The sequence below is a fragment of the Taklimakanibacter lacteus genome (assembly GCA_003576695.1).
GTDB classification, from domain to species: Bacteria; Pseudomonadota; Alphaproteobacteria; order Rhizobiales; family Aestuariivirgaceae; genus Taklimakanibacter; species Taklimakanibacter lacteus.
In genome coordinates, this window is the sequence record QOZQ01000002.1 from 454,321 (window position 1) to 479,376 (window position 25,056).

Sequence of the window (25,056 nt, forward strand, 5' to 3'; positions counted from 1 at the left end):
CGTCATTTCCGGCATACGGGGCCAACCAGGCTTTGGGCGCGAGTATGGTCCGGAAACAGTTAGGGGCGCTGCCGGTTCGACCGATGGCGCCCCGTGAGCGCGCCCGTCTAAGCGGGCGGCCTGGAACGGGGGGTCTATAGCGAAAGAGGGCCCCGGGGGCAAGCTTTCCCGGCATCTTTCTGGCCCGGCGGAATGCCCTATTTGGGGACATTCCGGCACTTCGTCGTCGTCTCGAAGAAGGGCGGATAGGCCAGCACGGTTTCGGTCGTGGTGCAGACGCGCTTCATGCATTGCGTCTTGAGGGCGGCCTGCCGGGCCTCTGTCTGCTGCCCGCTCTTCTTCAGCTGGCCGCCCATGCACCATTTGAAATGGGCGTTCCAGTCCTTGCTCCAGGCGCCGCCGGCAAAGTTGCATTTGCGGGCAAGATTCTCATTCTGCTGGGCGACGGCGGTGGCGGCATATTTGGCGCACTCATCCTTCATCTTCTGCTCACCGGCGGTCTTCTGTGCGGTGAAGCAGCCGGCCAGCTGCTGGTTGCGGCTGTTGTTCTCGGCAACGCGTTTTGCCGGTCCGGCCTTGAGGCACCAGCCGAAATGAGCGGCGAAATCCTCGGACCACGCGCCCCCCTTGAGGCCGCAGGCTTTCGCCTTGTTGGCTTTCTGCTGCTTGACGGCCTCGGCCGCATAGGCCTGGCAGGCCTCTTGGCTTTCCTGCGGTTTCTTCGCGCATTTGGCGAGCGCGGCCTTGCGGGCCTTGTCCTCGGCCGTGAGCTTCGCCATGGTCGCCGTCTGGCACCAGGCGAAATGCCCGTTGAGATTGGCAGACCACTGGCCGCCGGTGAAGCCGCACTTCATCTGGATATTCTGTTCCTGCTGGGCGACCGCCAGGGCGGCATAGGCCCCGCAATTGAGGTGCTGGGTGGCCTGGGCGTCTTGCGGAAGGGCGGCAAGCAACAGGATGCCCGCGCCGCCGAGCGAGCGCATATCCGGCCGATTCATGAATCATCCTAGCCCTGACCCGATGCGGTCTCGGCGAGGTGGAATGCCGGTGCGCCGGCTCAGTCAGGGTTCCGGCGGACTGCGGTGAGGAAGTTCACCTGAAGACGGCACCAGAAGCAGGCATCTTATACCAGAATTGCCGTCAGGTCATGATCCATCGGGCGGGGCCTTAAACGTCCAGATTGGCCACAGAGAGCGCATTCTCGCGGATGAAATCGCGCCGCGGCTCCACCACATCGCCCATCAGCTTGGTGAAGATGTCGTCCGCCTCATCGAGCTCGCTCACCTTGACCCTGAGCAGCGAGCGTACATTGGCGTCGAGCGTCGTCTCCCACAGCTGCTCGGGATTCATCTCGCCCAGCCCCTTGTAGCGCTGCATGCTGATGCCCTTGCGCCCGGCCGCGAACACCGCTTCCAGGAGGTCGATCGGCCCATGGATGGTCTTCTCGCCGTCCTTGCGGCGCAATTTGGCGGGCCTCGCATAGATGTCCTGCAGATGCGCCGCCTTCTTGTCGAGACGGATGGCATCGGCCGAGCCGATGAGCTTGGCATCGACCGACCAGCTTTCCTTGACGCCCCTGACCTCGCGGGCGAAGACGAGGCCGCCATCGGAGGTCGTGGCCCCCGTCCAGCCGCGCTCGGTCTCCTCGGCGATGGCATCGAGCCTTTTCGCGATATAGCTCGCCGCCGTCGTCGCATTGTCGACATGGGAGAGCACTTCCGGATTGAGGACGCCCGCGATCGCCGCCTGCTCGATCACGCTGCGCGAATAGCGCGAATGGAGCGCATCGAGGGCCGCCCTGACCGACAGCGCCTCTTCGACGATCTGGCGCAGGTCGGCGCCGCCGCGTTCGGCACCCGAGGCGAGCACGAGGCTCGAGCCTTCGAGCCCGGTATCGATGAGATAGTTCTCCAGCGCCTTGCCGTCCTTCAGATACTGCTCGGAGGAGCCGCGCTTCACCTTGTAGAGCGGCGGCTGCGCGATGAAGAGATGGCCGCGCTCGATGATCTCCGGCATCTGCCGGTAGAAGAAGGTGAGCAGCAGCGTGCGGATATGGGCGCCGTCGACATCGGCGTCCGTCATGATGATGATCTTGTGGTAGCGCAGCTTGTCGGGCGAGAATTCCTCGCGCCCGATGCCGGTGCCGAGCGCCGTGATGAGCGTGCCGATCTCGGCCGAGGACAGCATCTTGTCGAAGCGGGCGCGCTCGACATTGAGGATCTTGCCGCGCAGGGGCAGCACCGCCTGGTTCTCGCGGTTGCGCGCCTGCTTGGCGGAGCCGCCGGCCGAGTCGCCCTCGACGATGAAGAGTTCCGATTTGGCGGGATCGCGCTCCTGGCAGTCGGCGAGCTTGCCGGGAAGGGACGAGATATCGAGAGCGCCCTTGCGCCTCGTCAGCTCGCGCGCCTTGCGGGCTGCTTCGCGCGCGGCAGCCGCCTCCACCACCTTGCCGACGATCTGCCGGGCATCGCCCGGATGTTCCTCGAACCAGGAGGAGAGTTCTTCGCCGATCAGGCCTTCCACCACCGGGCGCACTTCCGAGGAGACGAGCTTGTCCTTTGTCTGCGAGGAGAATTTGGGATCGGGCACCTTGACCGAGAGCACGCAGGTGAGCCCTTCGCGCGCATCATCGCCGGTCAACGCCACCTTCTCCTTCTTGGCGATGCCGCTCGAGGTCGCATAGCCATTGATGACGCGGGTGAGGGCGCCGCGGAAGCCGGCCAGATGGGTACCGCCGTCGCGCTGCGGGATGTTGTTGGTGAAGCACAGCACATTCTCATGATAGCTGTCGTTCCACCACAAGGCGCATTCGACGGTGATGCCGTCCTTCTCGCCGCGCATCATGATCGGATCGGTGACGAGGGCCTGCTTGGTGCGGTCGAGATAGCGCACGAAGGCCTGGATACCGCCTTCATAGAAGAGCTCGACCTCCTTGGGCTCGACGCCGCGCCGGTCGGACAGCACGATGCGCACGCCCGAATTGAGGAAAGCGAGCTCGCGCAGGCGATGCTCGATGGTCGCATAGTCGAATTCGGTCTTGGTGAAGATCTCGGGCGAGGGCAGGAAGGTGACTTCGGTGCCGCGCTTGTCATGGCTGTCGCGCACCACCGCCAGCGGCGCATCGGCGACGCCGTTGGTGAAGCTCATCGCGTGCTCCTTGCCGGAGCGCCAGACGCGCAATTTGAGCCAGATCGAGAGCGCATTGACGACCGATACGCCGACGCCATGCAGGCCGCCCGACACCTTGTAGGAATTCTGGTCGAATTTGCCGCCGGCATGCAACTGGGTCATGATGACCTCGGCCGCCGAGACGCCTTCGCTCGGATGGATGTCGGTGGGTACGCCGCGGCCGTTGTCGGAAACGGTGCAGGAGCCATCGGCATTGAGCGCCACGATGACGCGGTCGCAGAAGCCGGCGAGCGCCTCGTCGACGGCATTGTCCACCACCTCATAGATCATGTGATGAAGGCCCGACCCGTCATCGGTATCGCCAATATACATGCCCGGGCGCTTGCGCACCGCATCAAGGCCTTTCAGCACCTTGATGGCGTCGGCGCCGTAATCCTCGGCCTGTTTCTTGATCGGATCAGCCATCATCGGATCAGCCATCACTGCCTCGTCACTATCCCTGCCTCCACATGGAGGAAATCTGCATCTTTGCCAAGCCCGTTGAAGAGGGCTTCATCCGTGCCCGTCATGAAGCTCTGGGCCCCCAGACTCTTGAGCGTTTCGAACAATCCCGCCCGCCTTTTCCGGTCAAGATGAGCCGCAACTTCGTCAAGAAGAAGGACGGGGGCGGCCCCGCTTTCCTCCTTGACGGAGGAGGCCTGGGCCAGGATCAGGCCGATCAGCAGGGCCTTCTGCTCGCCCGTCGAGCAGAGCGCCGCCGCCATGGATTTGGGCTCATGCGTCACCAGAAGATCGCTCCTGTGCGGACCCGAAAGCGTGCGTCCCGCCGCTTTGTCCAGGCCCCGCGATTCGAGGAGAAGTCTACGATATTCATCCTCCGCCTGCACAGCCGGCATGGCCTTGAGGCGGTCTTCGAGATCGCCCTGCAGGCTCAGGATACTGGCGGGAAAAGCACTCCCCTTAAGTAGGAATTTAATGTGGTTTTGCAAGGCCTGGACGGCGTGAAGGCGGGCCGCCGCTATGGCCGCCGCGGCCTCCGCCATCTGCGCCTCGAGGCCCGAAAGCCACACCCCGTCGGGGCGCATGTCCTCGAGCAGAAGATTGCGCTCGCGCATCAGCTTCTCGAAGACGAGCACGCGCGCGCCATGCTCGGCGTCATTGGCCGTGACGAGGCGGTCGAGGAAGCGGCGCCGGTCGGAAGCCGGTCCGGCGAACAGCCGGTCCATGGCGGGCGTCAGCCAGATGACCTTCATGTGATGGCTGAGGATTCCGGGGCTCTTCTGGGGCATGCCGTCAACCACCACTTGCCGGGTCTGGCTCGAGCCGTCGCCTTCCGGCATCCACTGCGTGCCGAGCCGCGTCTCGCCCTCGGGCGAGGCCACCTCTGCGGCGATGGCCCAGCCGCGAGTGGCGCCCTGGCGGGCCAGGTCCTCGAACAGGGCGCCGCGCAGCCCCCGCCCGGCGGCGAGCAGCGAGACGGCCTCGATGAGATTGGTCTTGCCGGCGCCATTGGCGCCGGTCAGCGCGACGAGACCCGGTCCCGGATCAAGCCTCAGCGCAGCGTAGTTGCGGAAATCGGTGAGCGTCAGGCGGGTGACGACGAAAGAGGACGAAGCCATTCACGCTTCTTATACTCTCTCCGGCCGCGCCGGGCGAGCGGGATCGCTCACACCCGCATCGGCATCAGCACATAGAGAGCCTGGTCGTCGGAGGGGTCGAGCACGATGGTGGGCGAGCCCGCATCGGCCAGCTGGAACCGCGCCGTATCGCTCTTGATCTGCGATGCGATGTCGAGGAGGTAGCGCGAATTGAAGCCGATATCGATCGGATCCGACTCGTAGCTGGCGGCGATCTCTTCCTCGGCCGAGCCTGAATCGGGATTATTGACGGTGAGCACCACGCGACCATCGCCGACATTGAGTTTAACCGCACGTCCCTTTTCGAAGGAAATGGTCGAGACCCGGTCGACGGCGCTGGAGAACAGCTTGGTGTCGACATCGAGCGTCTTGTCGTTGTTGCGCGGGATGACCCGCTCATAGTCCGGGAAGGTGCCGTCGATCAGCTTGGAGGTGAGGGTGAGCCCATTGAAGGAGAAGCGGATCTTGGAGGAGGACAGCGCGATCTCGATCTCGCCCTCATCGCTCTCGATCAGCTTGACGAGCTCCAGCACCGTCTTGCGCGGCACGATGATGCCCGGCATGCCCGTAGCGCCGGCGGGCAAGTCCACTTGCGCCCTGGCCAGGCGGTGACCGTCGGTCGCCACCGCTCTCAGCGTCTTGTTGGCGGCAACCTCATGCAGATAGATGCCGTTCAGGTAATAGCGGGTCTCTTCGGTCGAGATGGCGAAACGGGTCTTCTCGACGAGGCCCTTGAGCTCGGCCGCCGACAAGGTGAAGCGGTTGGCAAGCTCGCCGGCATTGAGATCGGGAAAGTCCTCCGGCGGCAGCGACTGCAGCGCGAAGCGCGAGCGTCCCGCCTTGATCGAGACGCGCCCCGTATCGGGGCCCTGGTCGAGCTCGAGCTGCGCGCCGTCGGGCAATTTGCGCACGATGTCGTAGAGCATGTGGGCGGCGACCGTCACCGCGCCCTCCTGAGCCACCTCGGCAGGAACCGTCTCGATGATCTCGATATCGAGGTCGGTGGCGGTAAGCTTGATCGCCTCGCCCTTGGCCTGGACCAGCACATTGGACAGGATCGGGATGGTATTGCGTCTTTCGACCACGCTTTGCACATGGTTGAGGGCCTTGAGAAAGGCCGATCGCTCGATAGTCACCCGCATAGTATCTTTGTCCTGTCTTCATCCAAGCGCGCGATCTGACGGAAAACCGGTACCCACTTTTCCTGATCGCGCGCTACCGCCCGGGCCGCAGACATTGACGCCTTTGCGGCCCGCGCGCAAGACCGTTACTGTTGTTCGATAAGCCTGATCAGGAGAGCGACTTCGCGGGCGAGCCGGTCGTCGCTTTTCATCAGTTCCTCGATCTTGCGCACCGCATGGAGCACGGTCGAATGGTCGCGGCCGCCGAAGCGCCGGCCGATTTCGGGCAGGGAGCGGGGGGTAAGCTTCTTCGCCAGATACATGCCGACCTGACGCGGCACCACCACCGAGCGGGCGCGGCGCGGCGACAGCAGATCGGCGCGCGCCACATTGTAGTGGCGCCCGATCACTTTCAGGATGTCGTCGATGCGCACCCGGCACTGGTCCGGATTGGCCGACATGTCGCGCAAGACCATGGCCGCGAGATCGACCGACAAGGGCGCATGCGAGAATTGCTGATGCGCGATGACGCGGTTGAGCGCCCCTTCGAGCTCGCGCCCGCCGCCCTGCACCTTGTTGGCGATGAATTCGACCACATCGGGATCGACGCGGATGAGGGGGTCGCGCTGGGCCACTTCGGTGAGGCGTCGCGCCAGGATCTCGCGCCTCAGATCGAGTTCCGGCAGCTCGATATCGACGACCAGGCCGCCCATCAGCCTGGAGCGCATGCGCTGGTCGATGGCGTCGAGCTGGGCCGGCGGCGCATCGGCGGCGATGACGATCTGGCGCTTGGCGTCCACCAGCGAGTTGAAGGTGTGGTAGAATTCCTGCGTCATCGACTTGCCCTGCAGGAACTGGAAGTCGTCGATGAGCAGCACGTCGATCGACTGGAAGAAATCCTTGAAGCCGATCGTGTCACGCGACCTGAGCGCGCCGATGAAATGATACATGAAGCGTTCGGCGGTGATGAACAGCACTTTGCGCTCGGGATGGCGCTCGCGCACCCGCCAGGCGATCGCGTTGAGGAGATGCGTCTTGCCGAGGCCTGCCGCCGAATGGATGAACAGCGGATTGAAGCTGACCGGCAGGCCTGGCTGCGATTCCGAAATGCGCTGGGCCGCCGCATGGGCCAGGCGGTTCGAGCCGCCGGTGATGAAGCTGTGGAAGGTCTGGTTGGGATCGAGCGGCGAGCCGCGCTCGCTGGTCGATTGATGCAGGACCTGGCTGGGTGGCGCCATATTGCCGCGATTGGCGGGTTCCGGCTGCTCGTCCTGCGGAATACGCCGGTCGGCGACGTCCTGTGGCCGCTGCGGCACGCCGCGCGTGCGTACTTTGACATGCACATTGTCGAGATGACCGAGCTCGGCTTCGCTCGCCTTCAGCAGCTTCTGGGCGTAGTGCGTCTCGATCCAGTTGCGCAGGAAGCGGGTAGGCACCGAAACCGCGAGGCGGCCATCGGTGCATTCCTCGGGCTCCATGCGGGCAAACCAGCTCGTATACAGGTCATCGCCCAGTTCCGCTTTGAGCCTTTGCGCAATTTTGTCCCAGCTCTGCTTGAGCCCGGTTGCCGCCGCATCTGTCATCACACCTAAACCCCTTCTTTTCTTGTACTCGAGCGATTAGCCGCGCTTTCGGCACGCAAACTCCCATCTTGCGGATCGACTGATCCGCAAGTTATGCTCCTTTCCGGCTCGAACGAACCTAAGGTGAACTAAAGCTAGAGAACTCGGTCACTCTTTGAGCCCCGCATGTGACCTTCACTGACTTACCCATCTACTTTGTGCCGCAGCCCCTCGGCAGCGCCCAAAGACCATACCCACAAGCCCTCGCGCGTGACAACTGAACTTGCTTGGCGTTCCGTATACGGATTTTTCTTTTGGTGCCGTGCGAGTTGTCGTTCGCGTCATGATGAGGGACGACAAGTAGTTGACTCGCATGCAGGATTCATTCGTCCGGCCGGTACAGATGCGAAAAAACCACAGTTGCCACAAAAATTCGATTCCGCCATTTTGGCCAAGGCGGTTTTGCCGGCCTCCATCTTCTTGCTCCCGCTCACTCCGCTAACGCCATGAAAGATAACGGAAATTATTGCGCCAACTTATCAGCTGACTGAACAAGAAAAACGGCGCGTCCGGGGATGTCCGGCGCGCCGCCTGTGGATGGCCGGGAAACCGGCCATATATCAGAACGTTACTTGATCGCTTTGACGCGCTTGGCGAGCCGCGACACTTTGCGTGCAGCCGCGTTCTTATGCAGCACGCCTTTTTGTGCACCGCGCATGAGCTGCGGCTCGGCCGCCTTCAGCGCTGCTTCCGCCGCGGCCTTGTCGCCGGACTTGAGTGCTTCCTCGACTTTACGCACGGACGAGCGCACCTGGCTGGTGCGGTTCTTGTTGATGACGGCACGGCGAGCTGCAACGCGTGTCGCCTTTTTCGCCGAACTGGTGTTCGCCATGAAATCACTTCCTGAAAGTTGAAACCGGTCGATATTGGTTCAATGCAAAATGCCGCTGGCTGCTGGAAAGCCCGCGGCTGCCTATCCCCTTCATCGGATGGGCGGCTTATAGTCGCCCGCAGCAGGCCCGTCAATTGCCGCTTCGCGCCGCCGCGAGGGCTGCGGCGAAGGCGGTTTTGAGGCCGGGATCGCTTTCAGCGCGCGTCATCCGCTCCAGCCGCCCCCTGATCGCCATATGGTCTTCAGCGCTGAGATGCGTCCGGATCATCGGATAATGCCGGGCCAGGGCCTGGGCGAGGGCAATGAGTTGATCGCTGGTGAAGGCGGGCGCTTCGGCGAGGGTATCGAGCGTGCCCTGGAGCGTGGTGGCGATGGCGCTGCTGCAGCATTTGCCGGCGCTCGCGTCCGAGAGGTCGAGAGCGGCCAGCCGGTCGATCAGATAGAGCCGGAAGATCTGGATCTGGGTGAGCTCGTTCTGGACATCATCGCCGAGCGCCACGGCATAGCCATAGCGGCCGCGGAACTCGCCGGTCGCCGACAGGATGGTCAGGATCTGCCGGCGCTTTTCGGCTTGCGCGAGCGGGCTTGCCATCAGGCTTTCGATATTGCGGCGATCGATCAGCCGGTCGAAATAGGCTTGCGTCTTGGGATTGCCGAGCCGCGGCAAGGTGATGGCGCCATTGTGGACGGCGAAGATCGCCTCGACATATTCCCCCGATGTCCACTGTCCATCCGCGGATAGACTTGGCGCGCCTTGCGGATTGGCGGCCGCGGGAAGGGGGCTCAGGGCAACCGCCACGCTCGTCGCCATCACGGCGGCAGCTCGTCTGACTCCTGCCGATCGAAGGGGGCCCATGTCCGCTCTCCAGCTCACCACCGGCAATTTAGCTCATTTCCGGGTGTGCCGCATCTCCCGCATTGCTCTCCCCGCTTTGTGTGCTATCTACGCGCCAATCCCAGTGCTCATCCCTGTCCCGCGCCGAGGCGAAGCTCAAACTTCGTTTCGCGACCGGGCCGCTGCCGCCCCTTAACGAGACTGTCATGCCAACTGCCCTTGATGACATTTCGATCGGCATAGATTTCGGCACGACCAATACGGTGGTGGCGCTGGCCGGGCCCGATGGCGAGGCCTCAGCCCTCCAGTTCGATCATGCCGGCATCGTGCACCGCACCTACAACACGGCCTTGTGCTTCTGGGAGGACCATGAGGGTGGGGGCTCGAGGCTCTCGGTCGCCGGTGGCCCCTGGGCCATCGAGCAGTTCCTGCAGGGTCTCGCCGCCCATCGTTTCATCCAGTCCTTCAAGACCTTCGCCGCCAGCTCGCTCTTCACGCAGACGCGCATCTTCCGGCAGACGTTCCGCTTCGAGGATCTCCTCGCCACGTTCCTGCGCGTGCTTTCGCGCAATGCCGGCCCGTCCTTCTCGCTTGCCGCCAGGACCGTCGTCATCGGCAGGCCGGTGCGCTTCGCCGGCGCCAGTCCCGATGACGATCTGGCGATGCGGCGCTATCGCTCGGGCTTCGGCGGGCTCGGCATCGCCAAGGGTCATTATGTCTATGAGCCGGTAGGGGCGGCTTTTTCCTTTGCCCGGCAATTGCGGCAGGACGCGACCGTGCTGGTCGCCGATTTCGGCGGCGGCACCAGCGACTTCTCGGTCCTGCGCTTCGAGAAGCGCGACGGGCATTTTCGCGCCCGGCCCCTCGGCCATGCCGGCATCGGCATTGCCGGTGATGCCTTCGACTACCGCATCATCGATCATGTCGTGTCGCCGCGCCTCGGCAAGGGGGCATCCTATCGCTCCTTCGGCAAGACCCTGACGATGCCGAACGGCTATTACGCGAATTTCGCCCGCTGGAATCAGCTTGCGGTGATGAAGACGTCGGGCGAGCTCAAGGAGCTCAGGCAACTGGCACGCCAGGCGGTCGATCCGGCGCCGCTGCTCGATCTCATCGATATCGTCGAAAACGACCTGGGATTTGCCCTCTATCGCGCGGTCACCGCGACCAAGATCGCGCTCTCCTCCGCCGAGCGGGCGCCATTCGATTTCCGCCACGGCGATCTCGTCATCGGTGAAACGATCACCCGGGGTGATTTCGAAACCTGGATCGCCGAGGATGTCGAGGCGATCGCGGCGACCGTCGACAAGGCGCTGGCCGATGCCGGGCTTGCCGCAAGTGAGATCGACAAGGTTTTCCTCACAGGGGGATCGTCTTTCATCCCGGCGATCTGGAAGGTGTTCGGCGCCCGCTTCGGCGAGGCGCGCCTGACCACGGGCGATCAGTTCGAATCCATTGCCTATGGGCTTGCCTTGATCGGGCGTTCGCCCGGTCTGGCCGACTGGACCGTGGGAGGCCAATGATGCTCGCCGGCGACGTGACCCTCGCGCACTATCTCCTGGTTGCGGCGGTTGCGTTCCTGGCTGCGATCATTGGCGGTGTGGCAGGTTATGGCACCGGTCTGCTGCTGCCGCCCATTTTGGTGCCGATCATCGGGCCGCAAGTGGTGGTTCCGGTGATCGCCGTCTCGGCGCTGATGACCAATGGCAGCCGGCTTCTTGCTTTCCACGCCTCCTTCGACAAGATACGCGCCATCACCATCACGCTGGCGGCTCTGCCCTTCTGCGCGCTGGGCGCCTGGCTCTATACGATGCTTTCGAGCGGCCATGTCGCCGTGCTGATTGGTGCGGTGCTTATTCTGCTCGTGCCGGTGCGCCGCATCCTGACCGGCCTTCATGGCCATCTGCCGCCCAAGGGTGTCGCCGCGGCGGGTGCCGCCTACGGGCTCCTCGTCGGCGGCACCACGGGATCGGGTGTCGTGCTGCTGTCGATCCTGCTCGCCGCCGGGCTTCAGGGTTCAGCCGTCATCGCCACCGATGCCGGCATCTCGCTCGTCCTTGGCGCCATCAAGACACTGGTCTTCCAGACGGCGGGCGTCCTGCCGCTTTCCTCATGGATCATGGCCGTGGTGATCGGCATCGCGGCACTGCCCGGCGCCTTCATCGCCAAGCGCCTGGCGCGGCATCTCTCGCTCAAGGCGCACACCAACATCCTCGATGCGGTGGTGATCCTGGGCGGCACGCTCCTCATCATTCAGGGGATGCGGCTCTGAAGCATCGGACCGAAAAGTGCGCAGCGGTTTTCGGATCACCCGATGCGCAAGAGAAAAAGCCTCACTTATGCCTGAAGGCGGGTTTGCGCTTCTCGATGAAGGCCGCCATGCCTTCCTTCTGATCCTCGGTGGCGAACATCGAATGGAACAGGCGGCGCTCGAAGCGCACGCCCTCGGCAAGCGTCGTCTCGAAGGCGCGATTGACCGCTTCCTTCGCCATCATGGCGATGGGCTGCGAGAAGGAGGCGATCTTCCTGGCAGCGGCGAGGGCTTCCTCGACGAGCTTGTCGGCCGGCACCACGCGTGAGGCGAGGCCGCAGCGTTCGGCTTCCGCCGCATCCATCATGCGGGCGGTGAGGATCATGTCCATCGCTTTCGCCTTGCCGACATAGCGGGCGAGGCGCTGGGTGCCGCCGGCACCCGGCATGACGCCGAGCTGGATTTCCGGCTGGCCGAATTTCGCCGTGTCGGCGGCGATGATGAAGTCGCACATCAGCGCAATCTCGCAGCCGCCGCCCAGCGCGAAGCCAGCCACCGCGGCGATGACCGGCTTCCTCTGCTGCGCCACGCGGTCCCAGCTCGCGAGGAAATCACCGAGATAGGCCTCCATATAGGATTTGGACGCCATCTCCTTGATATCGGCGCCGGCGGCAAAGGCTTTCTCGCTGCCGGTGATGACGATGGCGCCGATCTTCGGATCGCCATCGAATGCCGTGAGCGCCTCGCCGAGTTCACGGATAAGGGCCGCGTTCAGCGCATTGAGCGCTTGCGGCCGGTTGAGCCTGATGAGGCCCACCGCATCATGGGTTTCGACGATGATGTTCTCATAGGTCATGGCGTCTCTCGCTCGCAGCCGGACAGGGAAGCGAGAGATAGGCTATTTCTGGCACCGGGGACAATAGAAGGTCGAGCGGCCCGACTGCACGATGCGCCTGACGGTGCCGCCGCAGCGCTTCTTGCGGCATTTCTCGCCTTCCCGGTCGTAAACGGCGAAGACCTGCTGGAAGGAGCCTTTCTCGCCCTGTGGCTGGATGAAGTCCCGCAAGGTCGACCCGCCGGCAGCGATCGCCTCCTTAAGGATGGCGCGGATGTGACGCACCAGATCCTCGAGCCGCGGATCATAGCCCTTCTTCTTCACCAGGCTTCCGGCGCGCCTTTTGGGCGAAAGCCCTGCGCGGTGCAGCGCCTCGCAGACATAGATATTGCCGAGGCCGGCAATGAGCGTCTGGTCGAGGAGGGCTGCCTTGAGCGGCGCCTTCTTGCCCCTGAAGGCTTCCGCCAGATAGGGAGCATCGAATTCGTTGCCGAGAGGCTCGACGCCGATCCCGGCAAGGAGCTTGTGGCCCGCAAGACCCGTCTCGTCGATGAGATCCATGAGGCCGAAGCGCCGGGGATCGGTATAGACGATGCGCAAGCCATCCTCGCGCGTGAAGACGACATGGTCATGCGGGCCTTGGCCGCCATCAGGCGGCGTACTCTCGTCATAGAACTCACCGAGCGCCTGCATGCGGCCTTTGCCATCGATGATGGTGAAGCGACCTGACATGCCGAGATGCAGGATCAAAACGTCGCCGCCTTCCAGGTAAGCCAGGATATATTTGGCCCGCCGCATCAGGCGCAGCACCTGGCGTCCTTCGATGCGCCTGGCGAAATCGGCGGGGAAGGGAAAGCGCAAATTGGCGCGGGCGAGCCGCACCTGCGCGATGCGCTGCCCGGTGAGCACGGTTTCGAGGCCCCGCATCACGGTTTCGACTTCAGGAAGTTCTGGCATGGGCTGCTGCCGGGTCTGTTGGACGTTAACTCATGGCTTAAATAGGCTTTGTGCCGGATCATGTCAGTAGAGCTGTCGCCATGGCATTCGGAACCATCCTGTTCTATGGTCCGCCGCCATGACAGACACCCCCAAGGAAACCGCCCCTTTCGGCTTTCGCGATGTCGCGGAAGCGGAGAAACAGGGCCTTGTGAACGAGGTCTTCTCCAAGGTCGCGGAGCGCTATGATCAGATGAACGACCTCATGTCGGCGGGTCTCCACCGGCTGTGGAAGGACGATTTCGTCACGCTGCTGTCGCCGCCTAAGGGCCCTCGGGAGTTCAGCGTCATCGATGTCGCGGGCGGCACCGGCGACATCGCATTCCGCATCGCCCGGGCCGGAGGCTCCGGCACCCGCATCACCATTGCCGACATCTCGCCGGAAATGGTGGCGGAAGGCGCCAAGCGCGCCGATCAGGAGGGTTTTTCCGATCAATGCCGCTTTACCGTCGGCAATGCCGAGGCGCTGGCCTTCCCCGACAAGAGCTTCGATGCCTATACGATCGCTTTCGGCATCAGGAACGTCACCCATATCGACAAGGCGTTGAAGGAGGCGCACCGGGTGCTGAAGCCGGGCGGCAAGTTCCAGTGCCTCGAATTCTCCCATGTCGATGTGCCGGGCCTTGCTTCCGTCTATGACGCCTATTCCTTCACCGCCATTCCGGCCATCGGCAAGGTGGTAACGGGCGACGGCGCTCCCTATCGCTATCTGGTCGAGAGCATCCGCACTTTCCCGGATCAGGAGAAGTTCGAGACGATGATCCGGGAGGCGGGCTTCAGTCATGAAGGCCACCGGAATCTCTCGGGCGGCATTGTCGCCATCCATTGGGGTTGGCGCATCTGATGGGGTTTTTCGGTCACGTCTTCCGCCTTGCCCGTGCCGGTTGGGTGCTGGCGCGCCATGACGCCTTTCCTCCGCCCGAGGACGCAGCTTTGCTGCCCTTGGCCGCGCGTGTGGGCTTGCGCCTGGCGCGGCTTGTCGCCTCGAAATCACATGGTAACGGCAAGTTGAGCGGGGCGCTTGCCGAACTGGGGCCGAGCTATGTGAAGCTCGGCCAGTTCCTGGCGACGCGGCCCGATATGGTGGGCAGGGCGCGCGCCGCCGAACTGCGCTCGCTGCAGGATCGCTTGCCGCCCTTCGACATGGAAACGGCGCGCCGGACGATCAGGGCCAATCTCGGCCGCGGCGCGGATGAGATCTTCAGCGAGTTTGGTCCGCCGGTCGCCGCCGCCTCGATCGCGCAGGTCCACCGCGCCAAAACGCGCGAGGGCCGCGATGTGGCGGTGAAGATCCTGCGCCCCGGCATCGAGCAGCGCTTTGCCCGCGATCTGTCGGATTTCTTCTTCGCCGCGCGGATGATCGAAAGGATGAGCGCGCCGGCCCGCCGCCTGCGCCCGGTCGATGCCACCGAGACATTGGCGCAGTCGGTCAGGCTCGAGATGGATCTGCGCATGGAAGCCTCGGCCATGAAGGAGATGGCCGCCAATGTCGAGAATGACCCGGGGTTTCGCGTGCCCAAGGTCGAGTGGCCCTTGACCGCGAGACAGGTTCTCACCACCGACTGGATCGATGCGACGCCGCTCTCCGACATGGCGGCGCTGAAGGAACGCGGCCTCGATCTCGACCGTCTCGCCGACACGGTGATCCAGAGCTTCCTGAGACATGCCATTCGCGACGGCTTCTTTCATGCCGACATGCATCAGGGCAATCTCTTCGCCGATGCGCAAGGCAATCTCATCGCGGTCGATTTCGGTATCATGGGGAGACTTAACCCGAAGGAGCGCCTGTTCCTCGCCGAGATCCTCCATGGCTTCATCATCCGCGACTATGCCCGCGTCGCCCAGGTGCATTTCGATGCGGGCTATGTGCCGGCGCATCAGGACCCTGCCGTCTTCGCGCAGGCGCTGCGCGCCATCGGCGAGCCGATCATGGACCGTCCCGCCCAAGAGATCTCGATGGCGCGGCTCCTCACCCAGCTCTTCGAGGTGACCGGCCAGTTCGACATGGCGACCCAGCCGCAATTGCTGCTGCTGCAGAAGACCATGGTGGTGGTCGAAGGTGTGGCCCGCATGCTCAACCCGCATTTCAATATGTGGGTTGCGGCCGAGCCCGTGGTGCGCGACTGGATCGAGAAGAAGCTCGGGCCCCTGGGGCAGATCGAAGGGGCGGCGGAAGGTGCAGCCTCGCTCGGCCGCCTCTTTACCACCTTGCCCGAAATGCTGGGCCAGGCGCAGGCCGCCACCCATATGCTGGCCGACATGGCGAATGCCGGCGGCATCCGCCTCGACAAGGAGACGACCGAGGCGCTCGCCGCCGCCCAGGCCCGCCATTCGCGCGCGGGCCGCTATGCGCTCATCGCAGGGGCGCTCGCCTTGATTGCCATCGCCTTGAGCCTGATCTTTTGACAAATCCGTTCCGCGCGCTGATTGGGGTATAGTGACATGATGACAACACTGTCCGGCAGAAGCGTTCTTCTCATCATCGGGGGCGGCATCGCCGCCTATAAGAGCCTCGAGCTGATCAGGCTCTTGAAGCAGCGTCAGGCCAAGGTCACGGCGATCATGACCAAGGCCGCCGAGCAGTTCGTCACCCAGCTGTCGGTGGCGAGCCTGACGGCCGAGAAGGTCTATACCGATCTCTTCAGCCTGACCGATGAGGTCGAGATGGGCCATATCGAATTGTCGCGCTCGGCCGATCTTCTGGTCGTGGCGCCGGCGAGTGCCGATCTCATGGCCAAGATGGCGCAGGGCCTCGCCAATGACCTCGCCTCCACCACCTTGCTCGCGACCGACAAGAAGATCCTCATCGCGCCTGCCATGAATGTGCGCATGTGGCAGCATAAGGCGACCATGCGCAATCTCAGCGTCCTCAAGGCCGATGGCGTGCGCGTGATCGGTCCCAATGACGGCGAGATGGCCTGCGGCGAATATGGCCCGGGCCGCATGGCCGAGCCGGTCGAGATCCTGGCGGCGATCGAGGCGCATTTTGCCGGCAGCGCGCTGCCTCTGGCAGGTGGCGCCGCCACCACCCGTGCGCTCACCGGCCGCAAGGTGCTGATCACCGCCGGGCCGACCCATGAGCCGATCGATCCGGTGCGCTATATCGCCAACCGCTCTTCCGGCAAGCAGGGCTATGCGCTGGCTGAGGCCGCCGTGGCCTTGGGGGCCGAGACGGTCCTGGTTTCGGGTCCGGTCAATTTGCCCATTCCGCCCGGCGCTCAGATGATGCCGGTCGAGACGGCGGCCGAGATGCTTAAAGTCGTCGAGGCCGAGCTTCCCGCCGATATCGCGATCTTCGCTGCGGCCGTGGCCGACTGGCGCGTGGCGTCCACTGCCGATCAAAAGATCAAGAAGGGCTCGGGCGGCCTGCCCGACCTCAAGCTCGCCGAGAATCCCGATATCCTGAAGACCGTGGCGGGAGCCGCCAAGGCGAAGCGGCCGAAGCTGGTGGTGGGCTTTGCGGCCGAAACCGAGAATGTCATCGCCAATGCCAAGGCGAAGCTCGCCAAGAAAGGCTGCGACCTCATCGTCGCCAATGATGTGAGCGCCGAGAAGGGCGTCATGGGCGGCGACAGGAATACCGTCCATCTCGTCTCCGCATCGGGTGTCGAGAGCTGGCCCGAGCTCGACAAGAGCGAAGTGGCGCGCCGCCTGATGGAAGACTTCGCCCGCCGGCTCGGAGCAAAATCATGACCGACGTCGCCATTCTGCGCCTGCCGCATGCGGAAGGCCTGGCGCTTCCCGCCTATGAGAGCGAGCATGCCGCCGGCATGGATCTGCGCGCCGCCGAGGACGCGATCCTGCCGCCGGGCGGGCGCGCTTTGGTGGCGACCGGCTTTGCCATTGCGCTGCCGCACGGTTTCGAGGCGCAGGTGCGCCCGCGCTCAGGGTTAGCCGCCAAGCATGGCGTCACCGTGCTCAATGCGCCGGGAACGATCGATGCGGATTACCGTGGCGAGATCAAAGTCATTCTGGTCAATCACGGTGAAGCGGCCTTCGCCATCAAGCGCGGCGACCGCATCGCCCAGATGATCGTGGCGCCGGTGACGCGGATCAGGCTCAGCGAGCAGGCGAGCCTGTCGGACACCGCGCGGGGCGCAGGCGGCTTCGGCTCGACGGGTCGAACCTGATGAAGCTCTCGAGCGAGGAGCTGGAGCGCTATGCCCGGCATATCGTGCTGCAGGATGTGGGCGGACCCGGCCAGCAGAAGCTGAAACAGGCCAGGGTCCTGGTCATTGGCGCGGGCGGCCTGGGTGCTCCGGTGCTGCTCTACCTCGCCGCCGCCGGCATCGGCACGCTGGGCGTCGTCGACGATGATGACGTGTCGCTCTCCAATCTGCAGCGCCAGGTCATTCACGCCTCATCACGCATCGGCAGGCCCAAGACCGACAGCGCCGCCCAGACCCTCAACGATCTCAACCCGCATGTGAATGTGGTGGGCCACAGGACGCGCATCGACGCATCGAATGCCATCGACCTCATCGGCCAGTATGACATCGTCGCCGACGGCTCGGACAATTTCGCCACCCGCTTCCTGGTGAGCGATGCCTGCTATCTGGCGAGGAAGACGCTGGTCGCCGCCGCCGTCGGCCAGTTCGACGGCCAGCTCTCGACCTTCAAGCCGCATCTGAAGGACGCGGACGGCGTGCCTTGGCCCACCTATCGCTGCCTGCATCCCGAAGCGCCGCCGCCGGGCCTGGTGCCTGCCTGCGAGGAGGCGGGCGTCATGGGCGCGCTCACCGGCATCATCGGCTCCATCCAGGCGATGGAGGTGATGAAGGAGATTTTGGGCATCGGCGACAGCCTGGCCGGCAAGCTCTTCATGTATGACGCGCTTTCGGTGCGCGCCTATGTGACGGCGCTGCCGTGGAACCCCGACAATCCGCTCAACGGCCGCAACGCGACGATCAGGGATCTGTCGTCGCACCGATAGGGTGGACAAGTGGCCCCACCCCAAACCGTCATCCCGGCGAAAGCCGGGATCCATTGAAGCCTCTGCGGCGAGCAGAGCTCATCGCATTGCACGAATTTAGGAGATCCCGGCTTTCGCCGGGATGACGATACTGGGGATTGAAAGCGCGGTGACTTACCCCGTGGCTTGCCGCGTTTCCCGGCAAAGTGGAATCACTTTGCCGACAAGGAAACGCGCAAAATCTTTGCGAGAGCAAATCCTTATCGCCTAAGTCTTCAACTTAGGCGGGATTTGCTTTCGCGACGCCCACCAGCGCCGGGCGCAGTACCCGCTCGCCGATCTTGAAGCCGGCCTGCATCACCTGCACCACGGTGCCCGGCGGCTGCTCATTGGTCGGCACCTCGAACATCGCCTGGTGGAAATGCGGGTCGAATTTCTCGCCCATCGGGTCGACGCGCTTGATGTTATGGCGCTCGAACACATTGAGCAATTCGCGCTGGGTCATCTCGACGCCGGCGATCAGGTTCTTGACCGGCTCGGTCGCCTCTTTCAGATGGTCGGCCTCGGCGGTGGCGAGGGCGCGATCCATATTGTCGCTGACGCTCATGATGTCGCGGGCGAAATTGCTGGCGGCATAAAGCGTCGCCTCAGCCTTCTCGCGCTCGGTGCGCTTGCGCAGATTGTCCATCTCGGCGAGCGTGCGCAGAAGCTGATCCTTGAGCTTGCCCGCCTCTTCCTTCAGGCTCACGATTTCCGCATCGCGCGGATCGGTTTCGGCAAGGGTAACGGGATCGGCTTCCGGAACTTCCGGCGCCGCCGTCTCTTCAGCCATGGTTTCTTTACTCGCGTTCTGGGCCATAACGATACTGAACTCTCGGTCGGTGCAATGGGGTTTCGGGCCCGGATATCAGGGTTCGGGGCGGAAAAATCAAGTCTTTCCCGGAAGCGTCAAGGTCAACTGACAGGATCGGACATTTGGCTTCGCGATAGAGGGCAGAATGTCATTTGGGAGGAAGAAAATGCCCGCCAAACCCCCGCAGATGCGGCTTTATTCGGGACCTTTGAGCATGTTCGGCGCCAAGGCCCAGATCGCCGCCCTGGAGAAGGGCCTCGCCGTCGAGCTCGTCATGGTGCCCTTCGACATGGCGCGGCTCTATGAGCCGAAGCACCCCGACGTGCTGCGCATCAACCCCAAGAAGCAGGTTCCGGTCCTTATTCATGGTGAGGTCGAGATCTTCGATTCGAGCCAGATCTTCGAATATTTCGAGGATGTGCAGCCTGAGCCGGCGCTGTGGCCGGGGACGCCCGGGGCGCGCGCCAAAGCGCGTCTCCTCGAGCTCAAATCGGACGAGGTCTTCTTCCCGCCGGTGATCCGGCTCATGGGCCTCCAGGACAGGCCGGACGATCCTGCGGCGGTTGCCGCGCGCGAAGCCTGCGCTCTTTACTATGCCGGGATGGAACGCCATCTCGGCGATGTCGATCATCTGGCGGGCCCATATTCCTTCGCCGATATCGCCTTCTACATGGCGCAGCTTTTCGCCGCCCGCATGGGCGCGCCGATGACGCAGGCGACACCGAGGCTCATCGAATGGCGGTCGCGTATGACGGCGAGGCCGGCCGTGCGCGAGGTGGCGGGCGCGATGGCGCGCTTCCTCCTCTCGCATCAGCGGCCCTTGCCGGATTTCATGAAGCCGCTTGCCATGGCGGATGCGCGAATTCCGCGATGAGGAAATCGACGAAGGCGCGCACGCAGGGCGACAGAAGTCGCCGGCTCGGATAGACGATGGTGATCGGCGCGCCTTCCGGATGATTGTGCTCATCGAGCAGCATCCGCAGTCGCCCCGACCTTATATCCGGTCCGACCAGCAGCTCCGAGATGCGGATGATGCCCATGCCGGCAAGCGCCAGCCGGCGCAGCGCTTCGGTGCTGTCGGCGCGCACCGGGCTCTTGATGCGCAAGGTGCGGACGCCTTCGGGGCCTTCGAACTTCCACGTGTTCAGTTCGCCCCGCGTGGTGATGCCGAGGCAGATATGGCGCTCGAGATCGTCGGGCGATTGCGGCACGCCATGTCTTTCCAGATAGACGGGTGCCGCGCAGACCACCCGGCGGTTGGGCGCCAGCCGGCGCATGATGAGCCTCGAGTCCGCGCGCATGGTGACGCCGACCGCGACATCGACGCCTTCCGCGATGAGATCAATGATGGCATCGGTGAAGCTGAGCTCCATTTCGATCTGCGGATAGCCTTCGCGGAAGCGCGCCAGCAGGGGCACGAGGATTCGGTGGCCGAAGGCGCTGGGCAGGTTGATGCGCAGAAGGCCACGCGGCTCGGCGCCGGGCCGGATCGCCAGTTCCGCCTCCTCGATATCGGCAAGGATGCGGCGCGCCGCCTCGGCATAGGCGATGCCTTCCGCCGTGAGGCCGATGCGCCGCGTCGAGCGCTGCACCAGGCGGATGCCGAGCCGCTCCTCAAGACGCGCGATGATCTTGCTGACGGCGGAAGGGGCGAGGCCGAGCTTGCGGGCGGCGGCGGAGAAATCGCCTTCATCCACGACGGTGAGGAAGATTTCCATGCTTTCCGGTCGTTCCATGATCTGTTCCATTTCGTCACAAATAAATGGAACTAATAGCATATTATCATCTGTTCGGGAGAGAATAGGTTTTCTGGAGGTCAATCTCCGGAACTTGCACATGCAGGACCTGCGGCACTTCCCTTATCGAGACAGTCTGGAGCTCCATTTCTGGGCGCGAAGGGAGCGCAGCGCCGCGATGGCGGCCTGCTGCGGGCAGATCCTGGCCTGGCTCCTTAAGCTCAGTCGAGATGCTCGAGATCCGGCAGCCCGCCGAGATCGACCCAGCGATGCCGCCTGATGCCATAGACCGAGACGCGCGGTGCCGGAAACTTCGGATCGGCAAAGGCGCCGACCGCGACGGCGAAAACGCCCGGCACGCCGCTCAGCTCCCAATAGATGGTCGAGCCGCAATGCGGGCAGAAATTGAAGGTGACGGTGCCGCCGCTGTCGCCCTGGCGGGTGAAGGACCGGCTTACGCCCTCGATGCGCGTCACCGCCTCCCTGGCGAAACGCGCATTCATGCTGAAGGGCGCGCCGGTTCGCCTCTGGCAGTCGAGGCAATGGCAGATCGAGACGCGCAACGGCTCGCCCTCGCAGGTGACGCGCAATTGCCCGCAGGCGCAGGAGGCTTGCCGGCCTGTCACGTGATCAGCCGTCCGATGATGCGCGCCGTATAGTCGACCATCGGGATGATGCGGGCATAGTTCATCCGCGTCGGCCCGATGATGCCGAGCGCGCCCACGATCTTCTCCTCGCTGTTACGATAGGGCGCGACGATCAGGGATGAGCCCGACATCGAGAAGAGCTTGTTCTCGGCGCCGATGAAGATGCGCACCCCTTCGCCGGTCTCGGCTGAGCCCAGAAGCTGGATCAGGCCCTTCTTGTTCTCGAGATCGTCGAACAATTTCCGGATGCGCTCGAGGTCGTCGAAGGCGGTGAGGTTCTCGATGAGATTGCCCTGGCCCTTGACGATGAGCGTGCGGTCGTCGTCCTCGGTATTGCCCGACCAGGTGGCGACGCCATCGGCGATCACTCTTGCCGTGAGCTCGTCGAGCTCGGTCCGCAGCGTCGCGATCTCCTCCTGCATCAGGCGCTGCACTTCGGCGATCGTCTTGCCCTGCATGCGGGCCGAGAGATAGTTGGAGGCCCTGGTGAGCGAGGAGGGCGGCAGGCCCGCCGGCAGGTCGATGGCGCGGTTCTCGACGGTGCCGTCCTCGGCGACCAGGATGACGAGGCCGCGGCCGGGAGCGAGGCTCACAAATTCGATATGCTTGAGCCGCGCATTGCTCTTGGGCGCCACCACGAGGCCGGCGCAATGCGACAGGCCCGAGAGCAGCGTGGTCGCCTCGCCCAGCACCTCCTCGACCCGGCGCGAGCGGTTGGCCCCGGTCATCTGCGCATCGATGCGGGCGCGCTCTTCGGGCGAGATCGAGCCCACTTCGAGCAGCGCATCGACGAAGAAGCGCAGGCCCGCATTGGTGGGCATGCGCCCGGCGCTGGTATGGGGTGAATAGATGAGGCCCGAATCTTCGAGATCCATCATCACATTGCGCACCGAGGCCGGCGACAGGCTGGAGGGCAGGATGCGCGAGATGGTGCGCGAGCCCACGGGCTCGCCGGTGTCGAGATAGGTTTCGACAAGCCTGCGGAAGATATCGCGCGAGCGCTGGTCGAGTTGGGCCAACCCCTGGACGCGTTCGTCGATGAGGGGCTTCTGCGGATGGATGCTCATAGGTGGAATCTAGAAATCGTGAGGGGGGCGGTCAACTCAAGGGTCTTGCGCATCCAGGATAATCCAGTATTGTTATGTTATAACATTGCATAATTGAGAAGGAAGTGACCCGATGAAGCTGTCCCTGACGCGCCAACTCCTCGCCTGTGCCGGACTTCTGGCGTCTGCCGCAGCGCCTGGGCTTGCCGCCGAGCAGGACCATTGGCGGGTTTTCGTCGCCGATCACAGCGCCGCCACGGTGCGCGCCATCGACGTCGGGACCGGGGCTGTGCTCGCCACCATCAGCACGCTGGGACCGGCCGCCTTGCAGGCGAGCAAGAGCGGCAGGACGGTTTTCGCGGTCCAGTCGGATGCCGACCGCGTCTCCGCCATGGCGAGCGGTGTCGCCCTCGATGACCATGGCGACCACGGCGATCTCAAAGTGTCGCAGCCCTATCTGCTCAACGCCACCTCGAGGGGCGCGCGCCCCGTCCATTTCATCGAGCATGACGGCCAGATCGCCATTTTCCATGACGGCGACGGATCGGCCGCCATTGTCAGCGAGGCGCAATTCATCAAGGGCAAGCTGGCGCCGAGAGACGTGAAGACGGCAAGTCCGCATCACGGGCTCGCTGTGCCGCTGGGCGACAAAACACTGATCTCCATCCCGGATCCGCAAGACCCCGATGCGCTGCCCATCGGCATGCGCCTCCTCGACAAGGATGGCAAAATGCTTGCCGACCATGCCTGCCCGAGCCTTCATGGCGAGGCATCCTCGGGCCATCTCCTGGCGATCGCCTGCGCCAAGGGCCTGATTCTCGTCGACACGCAGAAGCAGGAGCCGCAGATCAGCTTCCTGCCCTATCCGCCGTCTCTGCCCGAAGGCAAGGCGACGACGCTCAGGGGCGCCGAGTCGCTGCGCTATTTCATCGGCAATTATGGGCCCGACGCGATCATCCTCATCGATGTCTCGGCCAGGGAACCGTTTCGTCTGATCAAGCTGCCATCGCGCCGCGTCGACTTCGCCATCGATCCGCGGAATTCCGAGCGCGTCTATGTCTTCACCGAGGACGGCTTCCTGCACCGCATCGACGCGATAAAGGGAGAGATCACGAGAAGCGCCAGGCTCACCGAGCCCTACAGCATGGATGGCCACTGGCGCGATCCGCGGCCGCGTCTCGCGGTGGCGGGCGAGGAGATCGTGGTGAGCGATCCGCTCGCCGGCGCCTTGCTCGTGGCCAATCCCGAGACGCTGGCCGAAAGCCGCCGCATCGAGACCGGCGGCATGCCCTATGGCCTCATCGCCATTGGCGGCGCCGGCGAAGTCCATTGACGGTGCTCATGATGCAGGACAAGCGCCTTCCCGTCACCGTGCTCTCGGGCTTCCTGGGCGCCGGCAAGACGACGCTCCTCAATCACATCCTCAACAATCGCGAAGGCCGGCGCGTCGCGGTGATCGTCAATGACATGGGCGAGGTCAATATCGATGCCGATCTCATCCGCGCCGGCGGCGGCGATCTCGCGCGCCGCGAGGAGAGGCTCGTCGAGATGACCAATGGCTGCATCTGCTGCACCTTGCGCGAGGATCTTCTGTCGGAGGTGCGCCGCCTGTGCGCGGAAGGGCGCTTCGACTATCTCCTCATCGAAGGAACCGGCATCGCCGAGCCGCTGCCCATTGCCGCCACCTTCGCCTTCCGCGACGAGGCGGGCTGCTCGCTCGCCGACGTGGCGCGCCTCGACACGATGGTGACGGTCGTCGATGCCGTCAATCTTCTTGGCCATTATTCAAGCCGCGATTTTCTGCGCGAGCGGGGGCAGGCGGCCGACGAGGGTGACATGCGCACCCTCGTCGATCTGCTTGTCGACCAGATCGAATTCGCCGATGTCGTGGTGATCAACAAGATCGCGGATGTGACGGCGGAGCAGCGCGATCACGTGCGCAAGATCGTGCGCGCCCTGAATGCCGATGCGCGCCTGATCGAGACGAGCTTCGCGCAGGTGGCGCTGGACGATGTCCTCGCCACGCATCGCTTCGATCATGACCGGGCCGAAGAGCATCCGCTCTGGTTCAAGGAGCTGCACGGGCATGCGGGCCATGTGCCGGAAAGCGAGGAATATGGCATTGCGAGCTTCGTCTATCGGGCGCGCCGCCCCTTCCATCCGGCGCGGTTCAATGGTTTCCTGGCGCGGACATGGCCAGGTCTCATCCGCGCCAAGGGTTTCTTTTGGCTGGCGACGCGCCCCGATTGGGTGGGCGAGATGAGCCTGGCCGGCTCGATCTGCCGGACCGAAGGGATGGGCTTCTGGTGGGCTGGGGTGCCTCAGGACCGTTGGCCCGATCATCCCGAATGGCGCGGGCAATTGCAGGCGCGCTGGGCGGAAGGCTGGGGCGACCGGCGCCAGGAGCTGGTCTTCATCGGCTCAGGCCTCGATGAAGGGGCGATGCGGACGGCGCTCGATGAATGCCTGATCGGGCCGCAGCAGCCTATGCGTTTTCGCCCCGCGGATTATCGCGATCTCAGGGATCCGTTCCCGAAATGGCGGCGTAGCGCGGCGTGAAACGGCATCTGTTCATCCGTCAAGGGAGCCGCTAGAACCTCCCCC

At 64.0% G+C, this 25,056-nt stretch carries 23 protein-coding genes; 10 read left to right on the forward strand and 13 right to left on the reverse strand.

Annotation, left to right across the window (positions count from 1 at the left end; genetic code table 11):
• Positions 1 to 197: 197 nt before the first annotated feature.
• The 7 genes from DT068_RS05235 to DT068_RS05265 all read right to left on the reverse strand — a co-directional run bounded on the left by DT068_RS05235 (position 198) and on the right by DT068_RS05265 (position 9,197).
• Positions 198 to 998, reverse strand: coding sequence for a hypothetical protein (locus DT068_RS05235; RefSeq protein WP_119388718.1), 801 nt, complete (start codon positions 996 to 998; stop codon positions 198 to 200).
• A gap of 169 nt (positions 999 to 1,167) precedes the next feature.
• On the reverse strand, positions 1,168 to 3,594 hold the full coding sequence (gene gyrB / locus DT068_RS05240; RefSeq protein ID WP_119388823.1) for a DNA topoisomerase (ATP-hydrolyzing) subunit B: 2,427 nt from the start codon (positions 3,592 to 3,594) through the stop codon (positions 1,168 to 1,170).
• 14 nt (positions 3,595 to 3,608) lie between these two features.
• Positions 3,609 to 4,748, reverse strand: a complete 1,140-nt coding sequence (gene recF, locus DT068_RS05245) for a DNA replication/repair protein RecF (protein ID WP_119388719.1) — start codon at positions 4,746 to 4,748, stop codon at positions 3,609 to 3,611.
• A 47-nt stretch (positions 4,749 to 4,795) separates the two neighbouring features.
• Positions 4,796 to 5,908, reverse strand: a complete 1,113-nt coding sequence (dnaN, locus tag DT068_RS05250; protein ID WP_119388720.1) for a DNA polymerase III subunit beta — start codon at positions 5,906 to 5,908, stop codon at positions 4,796 to 4,798.
• 125 nt (positions 5,909 to 6,033) lie between these two features.
• On the reverse strand, positions 6,034 to 7,470 hold the full coding sequence (gene dnaA / locus DT068_RS05255) for a chromosomal replication initiator protein DnaA (protein WP_119388721.1): 1,437 nt from the start codon (positions 7,468 to 7,470) through the stop codon (positions 6,034 to 6,036).
• Positions 7,471 to 8,077: 607 nt separating this feature from the next.
• Positions 8,078 to 8,341, reverse strand: coding sequence for a 30S ribosomal protein S20 (gene rpsT, locus DT068_RS05260; RefSeq protein ID WP_119388722.1), 264 nt, complete (start codon positions 8,339 to 8,341; stop codon positions 8,078 to 8,080).
• 130 nt (positions 8,342 to 8,471) lie between these two features.
• On the reverse strand, positions 8,472 to 9,197 hold the full coding sequence (locus tag DT068_RS05265) for a hypothetical protein (protein WP_162914010.1): 726 nt from the start codon (positions 9,195 to 9,197) through the stop codon (positions 8,472 to 8,474).
• A 185-nt stretch (positions 9,198 to 9,382) separates the two neighbouring features.
• Here DT068_RS05265 and DT068_RS05270 point away from each other — a divergent pair, with 185 nt between their 5' ends.
• Positions 9,383 to 10,699, forward strand: a complete 1,317-nt coding sequence (locus DT068_RS05270) for an Hsp70 family protein (protein ID WP_119388724.1) — start codon at positions 9,383 to 9,385, stop codon at positions 10,697 to 10,699.
• The gene (locus tag DT068_RS05275; protein ID WP_368904442.1) at positions 10,696 to 11,448 is read left to right on the forward strand and encodes a sulfite exporter TauE/SafE family protein; all 753 of its coding nucleotides are present in this window, start codon (positions 10,696 to 10,698) and stop codon (positions 11,446 to 11,448) included. The genes DT068_RS05270 and DT068_RS05275 overlap by 4 nt, the downstream gene beginning before the upstream one ends.
• A gap of 61 nt (positions 11,449 to 11,509) precedes the next feature.
• Here DT068_RS05275 and DT068_RS05280 read toward each other — a convergent pair whose 3' ends face one another.
• Positions 11,510 to 12,283 carry an enoyl-CoA hydratase gene (locus DT068_RS05280; RefSeq protein WP_119388726.1) on the reverse strand — a complete coding sequence of 258 codons (774 nt, stop codon included), beginning with the start codon at positions 12,281 to 12,283 and terminating at the stop codon, positions 11,510 to 11,512.
• Positions 12,284 to 12,325: 42 nt separating this feature from the next.
• Entirely contained in the window at positions 12,326 to 13,219 is an 894-nt protein-coding gene (mutM, locus tag DT068_RS05285) for a bifunctional DNA-formamidopyrimidine glycosylase/DNA-(apurinic or apyrimidinic site) lyase (RefSeq protein WP_119388727.1), read from the reverse strand.
• Between the two features lie 118 nt (positions 13,220 to 13,337).
• Here mutM and ubiE point away from each other — a divergent pair, with 118 nt between their 5' ends.
• The 5 genes from ubiE to DT068_RS05310 are packed head-to-tail and all read left to right on the forward strand — an operon-like array spanning position 13,338 to position 18,191.
• Positions 13,338 to 14,102 carry a bifunctional demethylmenaquinone methyltransferase/2-methoxy-6-polyprenyl-1,4-benzoquinol methylase UbiE gene (ubiE, locus tag DT068_RS05290; RefSeq protein ID WP_119388728.1) on the forward strand — a complete coding sequence of 255 codons (765 nt, stop codon included), beginning with the start codon at positions 13,338 to 13,340 and terminating at the stop codon, positions 14,100 to 14,102.
• Positions 14,102 to 15,664, forward strand: a complete 1,563-nt coding sequence (ubiB, locus tag DT068_RS05295) for a 2-polyprenylphenol 6-hydroxylase (RefSeq protein WP_119388729.1) — start codon at positions 14,102 to 14,104, stop codon at positions 15,662 to 15,664. The genes ubiE and ubiB overlap by 1 nt, the downstream gene beginning before the upstream one ends.
• Before the next feature lie 39 nt (positions 15,665 to 15,703).
• Entirely contained in the window at positions 15,704 to 16,951 is a 1,248-nt protein-coding gene (coaBC, locus tag DT068_RS05300; protein ID WP_119388824.1) for a bifunctional phosphopantothenoylcysteine decarboxylase/phosphopantothenate--cysteine ligase CoaBC, read from the forward strand.
• Positions 16,948 to 17,388, forward strand: a complete 441-nt coding sequence (dut, locus tag DT068_RS05305) for a dUTP diphosphatase (RefSeq protein ID WP_119388730.1) — start codon at positions 16,948 to 16,950, stop codon at positions 17,386 to 17,388. Before coaBC ends, dut begins: the two co-directional genes overlap by 4 nt.
• Positions 17,388 to 18,191, forward strand: a complete 804-nt coding sequence (locus tag DT068_RS05310) for a HesA/MoeB/ThiF family protein (RefSeq protein ID WP_119388731.1) — start codon at positions 17,388 to 17,390, stop codon at positions 18,189 to 18,191. Before dut ends, DT068_RS05310 begins: the two co-directional genes overlap by 1 nt.
• Before the next feature lie 259 nt (positions 18,192 to 18,450).
• Here DT068_RS05310 and grpE read toward each other — a convergent pair whose 3' ends face one another.
• Positions 18,451 to 19,002, reverse strand: coding sequence for a nucleotide exchange factor GrpE (gene grpE / locus DT068_RS05315; RefSeq protein WP_368904443.1), 552 nt, complete (start codon positions 19,000 to 19,002; stop codon positions 18,451 to 18,453).
• Between the two features lie 187 nt (positions 19,003 to 19,189).
• Here grpE and DT068_RS05320 point away from each other — a divergent pair, with 187 nt between their 5' ends.
• Positions 19,190 to 19,897, forward strand: a complete 708-nt coding sequence (locus DT068_RS05320) for a glutathione S-transferase family protein (protein ID WP_368904444.1) — start codon at positions 19,190 to 19,192, stop codon at positions 19,895 to 19,897.
• Here the strand turns inward: DT068_RS05320 and DT068_RS05325 are convergent.
• From DT068_RS05325 to hrcA, 3 genes are all read right to left on the reverse strand, one after another.
• Positions 19,854 to 20,759 (reverse strand): LysR family transcriptional regulator, encoded by a 906-nt coding sequence (locus DT068_RS05325; protein ID WP_119388825.1) that lies wholly within the window; start codon positions 20,757 to 20,759, stop codon positions 19,854 to 19,856. The two genes, DT068_RS05320 and DT068_RS05325, sit on opposite strands and share 44 nt — an antisense overlap.
• A gap of 221 nt (positions 20,760 to 20,980) precedes the next feature.
• Positions 20,981 to 21,385 (reverse strand): GFA family protein, encoded by a 405-nt coding sequence (locus DT068_RS05330; protein WP_119388734.1) that lies wholly within the window; start codon positions 21,383 to 21,385, stop codon positions 20,981 to 20,983.
• Positions 21,382 to 22,473, reverse strand: a complete 1,092-nt coding sequence (gene hrcA, locus DT068_RS05335; RefSeq protein ID WP_119388735.1) for a heat-inducible transcriptional repressor HrcA — start codon at positions 22,471 to 22,473, stop codon at positions 21,382 to 21,384. Before hrcA ends, DT068_RS05330 begins: the two co-directional genes overlap by 4 nt.
• A 112-nt stretch (positions 22,474 to 22,585) precedes the next feature.
• On the opposite strand from hrcA, the gene DT068_RS28490 reads away from it, so the two are divergent.
• Both DT068_RS28490 and zigA read left to right on the forward strand, forming a co-directional pair.
• Complete coding sequence (locus tag DT068_RS28490) at positions 22,586 to 23,785, forward strand: metallochaperone AztD (RefSeq protein ID WP_119388736.1); 1,200 nt, start codon at positions 22,586 to 22,588, stop codon at positions 23,783 to 23,785.
• Between the two features lie 11 nt (positions 23,786 to 23,796).
• Complete coding sequence (zigA, locus tag DT068_RS05345; RefSeq protein ID WP_119388826.1) at positions 23,797 to 25,011, forward strand: zinc metallochaperone GTPase ZigA; 1,215 nt, start codon at positions 23,797 to 23,799, stop codon at positions 25,009 to 25,011.
• Positions 25,012 to 25,056 lie beyond the last annotated feature (45 nt).